Origin of the sequence: Erwinia sp. (genome assembly GCF_031978025.1) — a bacterium.
Taxonomy (GTDB): domain Bacteria; phylum Pseudomonadota; class Gammaproteobacteria; order Enterobacterales; family Enterobacteriaceae; genus Erwinia.
Genome location: NZ_DALZCD010000135.1, coordinates 1 through 11,331, shown reverse-complemented (window position 1 = coordinate 11,331; position 11,331 = coordinate 1). Strand labels below are relative to the sequence as shown.

The following is an 11,331-nucleotide window of genomic DNA, read 5'->3' as shown; positions in this document are numbered from 1 at the left end:
AAATTATTATCCATTTCATTGCAATTCACCATATTGCGAGCAAACATAAATTAAAGCGTGCTCAATATTTTTAATTCGGTCTTCTTTAGCCGTCAGCATTTCGATGGTGACATGCATTTCAGGAAAATACCTTCTTATTTCGGCGCTCATTAATTCATGCGTACTGACAGAGAGGCCTGGCGGGACGAGTTCAGGTTCGCTGATATGGATATGCCCAATCAAAGAATGATATTGCTTTAACAGGCTAGAAATATTTTCTTTATTTATTATCATAGCCCCTGTATCAAGCTGCATTCGGATATGAGTATGATTTACCTCTTTTACGATTGCGGCTGTTTCTGCAGTGGTTGTCATAAAATTAGCACCATAATGCGTAGGGTTAGGCTCAAGACAAATAGTCACACCGGAATGTTGAGCAATATTACCCAGGTCGTGAAAAAAGCTTATAGCTATAGCCTCTACCTGTACATCAGACAGCTCTTTTCTGTTTCGGTTTTTAGGCGAGCCAAAAACCAACCTCGTTGCCCCTGTCCCTGCGGCTATACGGCAGACACTCGAAAGATGGGCAAGCATTTTTTGACGAGTACTATCATCGTCAAAGATATTAAAATCCTGTGTACCAAATAACAGGGATTGCATACCAATGATGGCAATGCCATGCTGGCCCCACCATCTTTTCAAAGACTCAATCTGTTCATTACTGGTTGCAGGTATGTCGCTGAAATATTTTCCTGGTGTGATATCAATTGCGTTAACGCCATGTTTTCTCAACAGCAAAGCAACTGCACTATCCTCTTCTTTATCCCATGCAATATTTGATATGGAAATTTTCATAAACGCTGCCCATTTTCTTTTAATTCAGACTGAGCATAGGCTCGTATTGCCATTAAGGTTTCACGCTTATTATACTGATATGCACTGTTGTTTGAAAAAAGAGAAGCATAGCAACTTTTCATATCATAATAACCAGGGTTTTCGACAACATGATTATTAAAATCAATATTAAAGACTGCTTTAGCCACTTCAGCAACAGCAACCGGCTCGGCCGTCAAATGAAGCAATTTTAAATTATTTTTTATAGCAATATAAATATCATACCAAAGATTAACCATTGGATAAAACTGATAAACACCACGACTTTCAATTTGCGCGATATTATTGTCATTATGAAAGTCATAAATAATATTTTTACGCAACCCGGGTCCAACCAACCCCGGCAGCCGTACAATCAGAGAATCATTAAATTGTTCCTCAACGAACCTCTCTAAGTAGCGCCTGTGCAGGCCGTAAGCGTGTAAACCTTCTTCTTCTACTTTACTTTTTTCATCAACATTTACAGGCGAAGCAAACACATCTACCGTACTAATAAGGATAAATTTGCGGCACGTAATTGATTTTAAATTCTCAATAAGAGCTTTTATTTTTTGCAAATCGGCCTGCGGGTCTTTATTCGCCAGCCATTTTTGTGCCGGTGCCCCCGCACAGACTACCGTATCAAAATCACCCCCAAAAATTTCATCAATGTTTGTTGATCGATAAAGAGACGTAAAGTTATGTTGTTTTAGAAGTGTCGACCCAACGAAACCTGAATATCCTATTAAAGCGTCCATACCTCACCTTAAATTATTTATTTCGACCGGTTTGCACCTGATTATCTTCTGAGGACATTGATTCGCTAAGCACATTAACCCTGTCAGTATTTAACATAACATCGCTATTGCTTTCATATACGACTGCATATTCGGCCTGTTTACTACTTTCATCTAATAGCCTTCCGAGATACTCTCCAAAAAAGGCCATCATGATAAATTGCAGTGTAAAAAGGAGAGACATAAAAAGTACAATCGTAGTCCACCCCTCTACTACATGCCCATTTATTAAATGAACTAAAACGCTATACCCTGCAAACAGAGAAGCAGCTAAACTGCCACAAAAACCTACCACGGACATCCAGCGTAAAGGCCGGGGAGAATTGAAAATCATCAAGCGTAGTAAACGTCTTATTGATTTTAGCATTCCTACCCCTTCCCCTTCGACTAAAGGTTTATAAGGAAAAGCGCCTGCCGGATACCCCGTTTTTTGTATACGCAAGTAAAATTGATGATGGAAGCGGCCAATACGCGTTACGGCATTTACCGCCCTTCGGCTTAGACAACGCAATCCGGTTGAATTATTCGGAAGATCATACTCAATAGCGCGCAGAGCACCGCTAATTAACTTGCGTAATAAACGGTAGGATAACGATTTTGCATTATCAGTAATCCCAACAACTACATCATGCCCCTGTCGGCATTGTGTAACAATCGATGGGATAATATCTACTGGATCGGAACAGGGATTCCAGAGAACGACAAAATCACCAATGGCATTTTCAAGCCCGGCGGCCAGTGCTACATCGATATCTACCCTGGTAGAGAGATGGATGATTCTTATACCGGGTACTACTCGCAGGAGATTAGCTTCCTGTTGCGCGTTTGTTGAAGATGCCCCAGGGGCAATAATAATTATCTCGTAATCTGTATAATGTTTGTTAAGAAGTATATGTAGCGTAAACAGCTGTTCACTAATATCCTGAAGACAGGACTGAACAACTAACACTAGAGAAACAAAAGATTCACTTTTCATGTTATTAACTCAGCTCAATGACGCGCTCAATTTCCTGTAATGCGTCATATATATTATCTATTTTTCCACCCATAATACAATGTAATCCACGTAATCCATAATTTGGTTTAAAGAGTATAGGCCTTGAATCATCTGATTCACTTCGTGGTAAAATAGTCTTAACTTCCCAAATAGATTGTTTGTATTGACATTCACTTAAAGATGGGATGTAACGTTGTGCATCGGCCACCATATAACGCCAGGCGCTATGACGCTCATCTTCTTCATGTCGCTTATAAGAGTCTTGATAACTCCCCCCTGGCGTGTCCATCCACTGATAATGTGGTGTATAACGAACATGGCTGAACGAATGCCAGGCTGTTGAAGGAAAAGGCATTACCGAAAAAAATGGCCCGCACATTACTGTCAGCCCAATTTTTTTCAGATGTTCCGGTACTTCTACAAGGCACATTTCCGTCATCTCGTGTTTCAACGGGATGAGTTCAAGGCTCGATGAACTCAACAGGTAATTAATACGTGAATAAGTGCAGTTAAATACGTGGTCAGCGAAGACTTCGTCAACAGAACCTGCCGCCTGTACCTGAATGACTAGTCCTTTACCTGTAGACATAATTTTCGTTACATCTGCGTTGGTCACAATTTTCACATTAGCTGCCTGTAGGCGATCTAACATGAGCGCGCAGAGTTTATGTGAGTCAAATGCAAACTCAGTAGTGGTGAAAACCTCATCAATCATTGCAGGATTGACCAGCCGCTTTATTTTAGCTGGTGCTTCTTCACAGTCAGCCCCTATTCGGCCACAGAAGCGTTTGAACTGGTCAGCCGTAACCTTACCCAGATGACCCGATATCAGATAGTATTTTTCAAAGTCTTTCTCAATACAGTCCTGAAATTCGCGAACAAATCGGGGAAACGAGACGCGTGAACGCAATGCTGTAAGAATACTTCGCGGATAATGATAACCATTATGAACACGCGCCTGATTAACATACGAGGCGCGGGACATCAGTCGATCTGATTTTTCAAAAACTGTTACGTTATTACCTTTTAATGCCAGTTGCTCAGCAAGATATAACCCGAAAAAGCCCCCACCAACTATGACTATGTTGTTAGTTTTACTTTTATGCATCTTTGATTAAACCCGTAAATCAATTTAAAATATCTTGTTATAAGAATGTTTTTTGCAACCCTAAATTTTAATTTAACTATAAAAATAACTATGCGGATAAACTAAAAAAAATTACAAAAAAATCATAATTTTGAAAATACTGCTATAAGCTTTTATCATTCAATGCCTGTTCCTTTATCAAAGTGCCTTACACAGCTCTGAATCTACGTATCGATATATCAAAAGGAAAACATCTGGCCCGGATATCTTACAATATGAAAATATGCCGAGTCAGATATCGTTATGCATATTCTATTGCAGCGGCATTTTACCCGGATCCGGATAGCGGTAGCTGAACCCCAGTTCCTGACAAATGCGCTCGCCGTTAATGAGCTTGCCTGTGGCTTCACCGGTTTCTTCACGAAAGGTCGGCGGCGTCAGTCCCAGCTGGCGCGCAACCGCCGGATAAAAATCTTTACGCGCAGGATGTACCGGCGCGCTCAGATTATAAGTATGCCCGCCGTCACCTTTTTCCAGCAGCAGAATAATAGCGGCAACCACATCTTCCAGGTGCACCAGATTAACGCCGTGTGAGCCATCGCTTAAATCGGTTTTCCCGGCCAGAAAACGCCCCGGGTGCCGTTGTGGACCGACCAGCCCCGAGAGCCGCAGAATATCCACCGCGGTCCCCGGCAAATTATGCAGCCAGGTTTCCAGCTCTTTCAGGGTTTTACCCGCCACCGTGACCGGCTCAAGCGGGCTGTCTTCATTCATTTCACCGTTTCCGCTACCGTAGACAGAGGTGGAGCTGGTAAAAACAATGTGCGGCACGTTGGCTGCCAGCGCGCTGTCCACAATTTGCTGTACTGCCAACAGATAGTTTTCGCCGCCCTCCGCCGTGCGGCTGGCCGGTAAAGTAATGACCAGTGCATCCACGTTTAACAGCGCGTCGAGATCGTCAGGATCGCACTCCAGTTCCGGCGTCAGCGTCAGCAGCACGCTTTCCAGCCCGCACATACGTGCGGCCTCCACGCCATCGGCCGTGGTTTTACTGCCGGTAACCTGCCAGTCTCGCGTGCTCATCGCCAGCCCCAGCGGCATACCCAGCCAGCCCAATCCCACAATCGCCACTTTTTTCATTTTTCCCTACCCAGCTTTCTCAACAATGCTCTAAAACTACGCCAGCCTCTCGTCAACAACAATCGGTTACGTCTTGTTAGCTGTCATAGATCATAAAAAAGTGTTGCGCCCGGCATTTATCTTGAGTTAGGTTATTGGTCACGAAATGAATAATCATTCACCTTAATGTTGAGAAGACTATGACACGCGTTCCGTTTAACCACCATCATCACCATCACCCTGACTAGTCTTTCAGGCGATGTGTGCTGGGAGACATTCAGATCTTCCAGCGGTGCAGAACGCAAAAAAAGCCCCCGGAAGATCGTCTTCCGGGGGCTTTTTTTTATGGGCGCAGCCCTGGCCCGAAGGGATGAACGGCGACAGCCAGTTAAATCGAGCAGACAGGAAAAGAGGATAAGCACCGATGTTAGATAATAAACGTTTACGCATAGCTATGCAGAAATCAGGCCGTTTAAGTGATGAATCACGCGAGCTGCTGGCCCGCTGCGGCATTAAGATCAACCTGCAGCAGCAGCGTCTGATCGCCTTTGCCGAAAACATGCCGATTGATATCCTGCGCGTCCGCGATGACGATATTCCTGGGCTGGTTATGGATGGCGTGGTGGATTTAGGCATTATTGGCGAAAACGTGCTGGAAGAAGAGCTGCTGACCCGTCGTGCGCAGGGGGAAGATCCTCGTTATACGCTGTTGCGCCGTCTCGATTTTGGCGGCTGCCGCCTGTCGCTGGCCATGTCGGTGGATGATGACTATACCGGCCCACAGTGTTTGCAAAACGCCCGTATCGCGACCTCCTATCCTCACCTGCTGAAAAAGTATCTCGACAAACAGGGCGTTGCGTTTAAATCCTGCCTGCTGAACGGCTCCGTTGAGGTCGCCCCTCGCGCGGGTCTGGCCGACGCCATTTGCGATCTGGTATCTACTGGCGCCACGCTGGAAGCCAACGGCCTGCGCGAAGTCGAAGTGATTTATCGCTCTAAAGCCTGCCTGATCCAACGCGACGGCGAAATGCCTGGCGCCAAGCAGGAGCTGATCGACAAGCTGATGACCCGTATCCAGGGCGTGATCCAGGCGCGTGAATCCAAGTACATCATGCTGCACGCGCCGAGCGAGCGTCTGGAAGATATCATCGCTCTGCTACCCGGCGCGGAGCGTCCTACCGTGCTGCCGCTGGCGGGCGATAAAAGCCGCGTCGCCATGCACATGGTCAGCAGCGAAACCCTGTTCTGGGAAACGATGGAGAAACTAAAAGCGCTGGGCGCCAGTTCCATCCTCGTGCTGCCTATTGAGAAGATGATGGAGTAAGCGATGATGACCCCGATTGACTGGCAGGCGTGCAGCGCCGAGGAACAGCAGGCGTTGCTGACTCGTCCGGCTATTTCCGCTTCAGAAAACATTACCACCAGCGTCCGCGCCATTCTGGAAAAGGTCAAAGCTGAAGGCGACGAGGCGCTGCGTTACTACAGCGCCGCTTTTGACAAGGCCGACGTTGGGGCGCTACGCGTGACCAGTGAAGAGACAGAGGCGGCTTCGGCCCGGCTTGGCGATGAGGTTAAACAGGCGATGGCCGTTGCGGTGGCCAATATTGATAAGTTTCACCAGGCGCAGAAGCAGCCGGAAGTGGATATTGAAACCCAGCCAGGCGTGCGTTGCCAGCAAGTTGTTCGTCCTGTTGCCTCAGTCGGCCTTTATATACCTGGCGGTTCCGCCCCGCTGTTTTCTACCGTTCTGATGCTGGCAACGCCCGCGCGTATTGCTGGCTGTAAGCGCGTGGTGCTCTGCTCGCCGCCGCCGATTGCCGACGAGATTTTATATGCCGCTAAACTGTGTGGCGTGCAGGAAGTGTTTCAGGTAGGGGGCGCACAGGCCATCGCCGCGATGGCGCTGGGTACCGGGTCCGTGCCAAAAGTCGATAAGATCTTCGGGCCGGGCAATGCCTACGTTACCGAAGCAAAACGTCAGGTAAGCCAGCGTCTTGACGGCGCGGCGATTGATATGCCAGCCGGCCCTTCCGAAGTGCTGGTGATTGCGGATGCCGAAGCCAATCCGGCTTTCGTCGCCTCCGATCTGCTTTCTCAGGCGGAACACGGCCCCGATTCGCAGGTCATCCTGCTGACGCCTTGTCGCCAGATGGCTGACGCGGTCGCCGAGGCAGTGGAAAAACAGCTGGCCAGCCTGCCACGTGCCGAAACGGCTCGCCAGGCGCTTGCCGCCAGCCGTTTGATCGTGGCGAAGGATTTGACGCAGTGCGTTGAAATCAGCAATCGCTACGGGCCGGAGCACCTGATTATCCAGACGCGCCAGGCGCGCGACCTGGTGGCCGACATCACCAGCGCCGGCTCCATCTTCCTGGGGGACTGGTCGCCAGAATCCGCCGGTGATTACGCTTCCGGTACCAATCACGTCCTGCCGACCTACGGCTTTACGGCGACCTGTTCAAGCCTCGGCCTGGCCGATTTCCAGAAGCGGATGACGGTGCAGGAGCTGACGCCCCAAGGCTTTTTGAATCTGGCACCGACCATTGAAATTCTGGCCGCCGCCGAGCAGCTGACCGCCCACAAAAACGCCGTGACGCTGCGCGTCGCCGCACTGAAGGAGAAGCAATGAGCAAGATTGAAGATCTCGCCCGCGCCAACGTGCGCCAGCTGACGCCCTATCAGTCCGCTCGTCGACTTGGTGGCAACGGCGACGTCTGGCTAAACGCCAACGAGTATCCGCTGGCGGTGCCGTTCGACCTCCGTCAGCAAACGCTGAACCGCTATCCCGAGTGCCAGCCAAAAGCCGTAATTGAACGTTATGCGGCCTATGCAGGTTTATTGCCTGAGCAGGTGCTGGTCAGCCGTGGCGCGGACGAAGGCATCGAGCTGCTGATACGCGCGTTTTGCGAGCCGGGCAAAGATGCCGTGCTGTTTTGTCCGCCGACTTACGGCATGTACAGCGTCAGTGCCGAAACGCTGGGCGTAGAATACCGCACCGTGCCCGCGCAGGATGGCTGGCAGCTCAACCTTGCCGCCATCGCCGATAAGCTGGACAGCGTAAAGCTGGTTTACGTCTGCAGCCCGAACAATCCTACCGGCAACCTGGTGAAGCCGGAGGCCATCCGCCAGCTGCTGGAAATGACGTGCGGCAAGGCGCTGGTGATAGCAGACGAAGCCTATATAGAGTTCTGTCCGACGGCGACGCTGACCGGCTGGCTGAAAGAATATCCGCACCTGGTGATCCTGCGGACGCTTTCCAAGGCATTTGCGCTGGCCGGACTGCGCTGTGGCTTTACGCTGGCCAGCGCCGAGGTTATCGCGCTGCTGATGAAGGTTATTGCGCCCTATCCTCTTTCTACGCCGGTAGCCGATATCGCTGCCCAGGCATTGAGCGAACAGGGTATCGCATTAATGAAAGAGCACGTCAGCGAGATAATCGCTACGCGTGAAAAGCTGATTAGCGACCTGCAGGGCTGCGCCTGCGTAGAAGCCGTTTTTCCCAGCGATACCAACTATGTGCTGGCCCGCTTCGCCGACTCAACGCTGGTCTTTAAAAGCTTATGGGATCAGGGCATTATTCTGCGTGACCAAAACAAACAGCCGGGACTGGCGGGCTGCCTGCGCATCTCCGTCGGCACCGCTGAAGAGTGTGACCGCGTTATCTCCGCGCTGCAAAAGTTACCCGGCGCGTCCGCATCCATGGAGCAAGCATGAGCCAGAAAGTTCTTTTTATCGATCGCGACGGAACACTCATTTCCGAGCCGCCGGAAGATTACCAGGTTGACCGCATGGAAAAGCTGGCCTTCGAGCCGGAAGTGATCCCCGCCCTGCTGGCACTGCAAGCGGCCGGTTACAAACTGGTGATGATCACCAATCAGGATGGCCTGGGAACCACCAGCTTTCCGCAGGCCGATTTTGACGGCCCGCACCGGCTAATGATGCAGGTTTTAACCTCGCAGGGTATTCGCTTTGATGAGGTGCTGATCTGCCCCCATTTGCCGGAAGACAACTGCGAGTGCCGCAAGCCAAAAACCAAACTGGTGGCCGCATGGCTGGCAGAAGGCGTGCTGGATACCGACAATAGCTATGTTATCGGCGATCGTACTACCGATCTGCAGCTGGCGAGCAATATGGGCATTCAGGGGCTGCACTACTCTAAAGATGGCCTGAACTGGCAAGGCATTCAGCAGCAGCTGACTAAACGCGATCGGCACGCGTTGGTAAATCGCCACACCAAAGAGACGCAAATTAAAGTCGAGGTCTGGCTGGATCGCGAAGGCAACAGCCAGTTCAATACCGGCGTGGGCTTCTTTGATCATATGCTGGATCAGATCGCCACTCACGGCGGCTTCCGCATGAATATCGAGGTGAAAGGCGATCTTTATATCGACGATCACCATACGGTGGAAGATACCGGCCTGGCACTGGGTGAAGCGCTATTGAAAGCGCTGGGCGACAAGCGCGGCATTGGCCGTTTCGGCTTTGTTCTGCCAATGGACGAGTGCCTGGCGCGCTGCGCGCTGGATATCTCTGGCCGCCCGCATCTGGAATATAAAGCCGAGTTCAGCTATCAGCGCGTGGGCGATCTTAGCACCGAGATGGTGGAACATTTCTTCCGTTCACTCTCCTATACCATGGCCAGCACGCTGCACCTGAGAACCAAAGGCAAAAACGATCATCACCGCGTAGAAAGCCTGTTTAAAGCCTTTGGTCGTACGTTGCGCCAGGCGATCCGCGTGGAAGGCAATACCCTGCCCAGCTCGAAAGGAGTGCTGTAATGAACGTGGTGATCCTGGATACCGGTTGCGCCAACCTTTCTTCCGTTAAGTGGGCCATTCAGCGCCTGGGCTATGAGCCCGTGGTCAGCCGCGAGGCGGATATCGTGCTGCAGGCCGATAAGCTACTGCTGCCCGGTGTCGGCACGGCACAGGCGGCAATGGACCAGCTACGCGAGCGAGACCTGGTCGGGCTGATTAAAACCTGTACCCAGCCGGTGTTGGGGATCTGTCTGGGAATGCAGCTGCTTGGCTCACACAGCGAAGAGAGCAACGGCGTTGCCACGCTGGGCATTATTGATCAGCCGGTACAGCAGATGAACGATTGCGGCCTGCCGCTGCCGCATATGGGTTGGAACCAGATTACCGCGCAGGCGGGCAACCATCTGTTTCGCGGCATTCCCGACGGCGCGTACTTCTATTTCGTGCACAGCTACGCCATGCCGGTTAACGCCCATACTATTGCGCAGTGCCACTACGGCGAGCCTTTTACCGCCGCGGTGCAGCAAGATAACTTTTTCGGTGTGCAGTTCCACCCGGAACGATCCGGCGCGGCTGGCGCGCAGCTGCTGAAAAACTTCCTGGAGATGTAAGTGATTATTCCCGCATTGGATTTAATTGAAGGAAAAGTGGTGCGGCTGCATCAGGGTGACTACGGTCAGCAGCGCGATTACGGCAGCGATCCCTTACCGCGCCTGCAGGAGTACGAGGCTCAGGGCGCCGGGGTGCTGCATCTGGTCGATTTAACCGGCGCGAAAGACCCGGCAGCACGGCAGATCCCGCTGCTAAAAACGCTGCTGGCAGGCGTCGGCGTGCCGGTTCAGGTGGGCGGAGGTATCCGTACGCAAGACGATGTCGAAGCGCTGCTGGATGCGGGTGCTACGCGCGTGGTGGTAGGTTCTACGGCGGTGAAAGATCCGGAAGCTGTACAAAGCTGGTTTAAGCAGTACGGCGCAGAGGCCATTGTGCTGGCGCTGGATGTGCGCATTGATGCAGATAATCGCAAGGAAGTGGCGATCAGCGGCTGGCAGGAAGCGGCTGGCGTGACGCTGGAGGCGGTTATCGAACAGTTCCAGCCCTTTGGCCTGAAACATGTGCTTTGTACCGATATCTCCCGCGACGGCACGCTCAGCGGCTCTAACGTGGCGCTCTACCGCGAAATTTCGGCGCGCTATCCTCAAATCGCCTTTCAGTCTTCCGGCGGCATCGGCTCGCTGGAGGATATTCGCGCCTTGCGCGGCTGTGGCGCTCAGGGTGTCATTGTCGGTCGTGCTCTGCTGGAAGGTAAATTCAACGTTTCGGAGGCGATAACATGCTGGCAAAACGGATAATCCCCTGCCTGGACGTGCGTGACGGCCAGGTTGTCAAAGGCGTGCAGTTCCGCAATCATGAGATTATTGGCGATATTGTGCCGCTGGCGCAGCGCTATGCACAGGAAGGCGCGGACGAGCTGGTATTTTATGATATTACCGCCTCCTCAGCCGGTCGCGTGGTGGATAAAAGCTGGGTAGCTCGCGTGGCGGAAGTGATCGATATCCCTTTCTGCGTGGCGGGCGGCATTAAATCGGCAGAAGACGCTGCGCAAATTCTCTCTTACGGCGCGGACAAAATTTCGATCAACTCACCTGCGCTGGCCGATCCTGAGCTCATCACACGGCTGGCGGATCGTTTTGGCGTACAGTGCATCGTGGTCGGTATCGATACCTG

13 protein-coding genes and 1 other annotated feature are annotated in these 11,331 nt (G+C 51.3%); of the genes, 8 read left to right on the top strand and 5 right to left on the bottom strand.

The annotated features are described in order from the left end of the window. Positions 1-15: 15 nt before the first annotated feature. From RTK32_RS12315 to RTK32_RS12295, 5 genes are all read right to left on the bottom strand, one after another. Positions 16-834: a TIM barrel protein gene (locus RTK32_RS12315; RefSeq protein WP_312044328.1), complete on the bottom strand. Its 819-nt coding sequence runs from the start codon at positions 832-834 to the stop codon at positions 16-18. Further along, positions 831-1,610 carry a pyridine nucleotide transhydrogenase gene (locus RTK32_RS12310; protein WP_312044326.1) on the bottom strand — a complete coding sequence of 260 codons (780 nt, stop codon included), beginning with the start codon at positions 1,608-1,610 and terminating at the stop codon, positions 831-833. Before RTK32_RS12310 ends, RTK32_RS12315 begins: the two co-directional genes overlap by 4 nt. Before the next feature lie 13 nt (positions 1,611-1,623). Beyond that, the gene (locus RTK32_RS12305) at positions 1,624-2,625 is read right to left on the bottom strand and encodes a glycosyl transferase family 2 (protein WP_312044325.1); all 1,002 of its coding nucleotides are present in this window, start codon (positions 2,623-2,625) and stop codon (positions 1,624-1,626) included. A gap of 4 nt (positions 2,626-2,629) precedes the next feature. Then, a complete protein-coding gene (locus RTK32_RS12300) occupies positions 2,630-3,754 on the bottom strand; it encodes an FAD-dependent oxidoreductase (RefSeq protein WP_312044323.1) in 1,125 nt (374 codons plus the stop codon). A 291-nt stretch (positions 3,755-4,045) separates the two neighbouring features. Continuing rightward, complete coding sequence (locus tag RTK32_RS12295; RefSeq protein WP_312044321.1) at positions 4,046-4,873, bottom strand: SDR family oxidoreductase; 828 nt, start codon at positions 4,871-4,873, stop codon at positions 4,046-4,048. A 179-nt stretch (positions 4,874-5,052) separates the two neighbouring features. On the opposite strand from RTK32_RS12295, the gene hisL reads away from it, so the two are divergent. The 8 genes from hisL to hisF form a co-directional block, all read left to right on the top strand. Further along, on the top strand, positions 5,053-5,100 hold the full coding sequence (gene hisL / locus RTK32_RS12290; protein ID WP_148273047.1) for a his operon leader peptide: 48 nt from the start codon (positions 5,053-5,055) through the stop codon (positions 5,098-5,100). Next, positions 5,076-5,197: a sequence feature (His leader region), on the top strand. (Overlaps the previous gene by 25 nt.) Before the next feature lie 79 nt (positions 5,198-5,276). Beyond that, positions 5,277-6,176: an ATP phosphoribosyltransferase gene (hisG, locus tag RTK32_RS12285; RefSeq protein ID WP_312044319.1), complete on the top strand. Its 900-nt coding sequence runs from the start codon at positions 5,277-5,279 to the stop codon at positions 6,174-6,176. Positions 6,177-6,179: 3 nt separating this feature from the next. Continuing rightward, positions 6,180-7,478, top strand: coding sequence for a histidinol dehydrogenase (gene hisD, locus RTK32_RS12280; RefSeq protein WP_312044317.1), 1,299 nt, complete (start codon positions 6,180-6,182; stop codon positions 7,476-7,478). Then, the gene (hisC, locus tag RTK32_RS12275; protein ID WP_312044315.1) at positions 7,475-8,563 is read left to right on the top strand and encodes a histidinol-phosphate transaminase; all 1,089 of its coding nucleotides are present in this window, start codon (positions 7,475-7,477) and stop codon (positions 8,561-8,563) included. The genes hisD and hisC overlap by 4 nt, the downstream gene beginning before the upstream one ends. Then, the gene (gene hisB, locus RTK32_RS12270) at positions 8,560-9,627 is read left to right on the top strand and encodes a bifunctional histidinol-phosphatase/imidazoleglycerol-phosphate dehydratase HisB (RefSeq protein ID WP_312044313.1); all 1,068 of its coding nucleotides are present in this window, start codon (positions 8,560-8,562) and stop codon (positions 9,625-9,627) included. Before hisC ends, hisB begins: the two co-directional genes overlap by 4 nt. After that, a complete protein-coding gene (hisH, locus tag RTK32_RS12265; protein WP_312044311.1) occupies positions 9,627-10,217 on the top strand; it encodes an imidazole glycerol phosphate synthase subunit HisH in 591 nt (196 codons plus the stop codon). Before hisB ends, hisH begins: the two co-directional genes overlap by 1 nt. Further along, positions 10,218-10,955: a 1-(5-phosphoribosyl)-5-[(5-phosphoribosylamino)methylideneamino]imidazole-4-carboxamide isomerase gene (hisA, locus tag RTK32_RS12260; RefSeq protein WP_312044309.1), complete on the top strand. Its 738-nt coding sequence runs from the start codon at positions 10,218-10,220 to the stop codon at positions 10,953-10,955. After that, a partial coding sequence (hisF, locus tag RTK32_RS12255; protein WP_312044307.1) for a HisA/HisF-related TIM barrel protein occupies positions 10,937-11,331 on the top strand: 395 nt, incomplete at its 3' end. The genes hisA and hisF, both read left to right, overlap by 19 nt.

Excerpts from the sequence above, each read along its gene's own strand:
- RTK32_RS12315 (WP_312044328.1), bottom strand. The coding sequence starts at position 834 with ATGAAAATTTCCATATCAAATATTGCATGGGATAAAGAAGAGGATAGT.
- RTK32_RS12310 (WP_312044326.1), bottom strand. The coding sequence starts at position 1,610 with ATGGACGCTTTAATAGGATATTCAGGTTTCGTTGGGTCGACACTTCTA.
- RTK32_RS12305 (WP_312044325.1), bottom strand. The coding sequence starts at position 2,625 with ATGAAAAGTGAATCTTTTGTTTCTCTAGTGTTAGTTGTTCAGTCCTGT.
- RTK32_RS12300 (WP_312044323.1), bottom strand. The coding sequence starts at position 3,754 with ATGCATAAAAGTAAAACTAACAACATAGTCATAGTTGGTGGGGGCTTT.
- RTK32_RS12295 (WP_312044321.1), bottom strand. The coding sequence starts at position 4,873 with ATGAAAAAAGTGGCGATTGTGGGATTGGGCTGGCTGGGTATGCCGCTG.
- hisG (WP_312044319.1), top strand. The coding sequence starts at position 5,277 with ATGTTAGATAATAAACGTTTACGCATAGCTATGCAGAAATCAGGCCGT.
- hisD (WP_312044317.1), top strand. The coding sequence starts at position 6,180 with ATGATGACCCCGATTGACTGGCAGGCGTGCAGCGCCGAGGAACAGCAG.
- hisC (WP_312044315.1), top strand. The coding sequence starts at position 7,475 with ATGAGCAAGATTGAAGATCTCGCCCGCGCCAACGTGCGCCAGCTGACG.
- hisB (WP_312044313.1), top strand. The coding sequence starts at position 8,560 with ATGAGCCAGAAAGTTCTTTTTATCGATCGCGACGGAACACTCATTTCC.
- hisH (WP_312044311.1), top strand. The coding sequence starts at position 9,627 with ATGAACGTGGTGATCCTGGATACCGGTTGCGCCAACCTTTCTTCCGTT.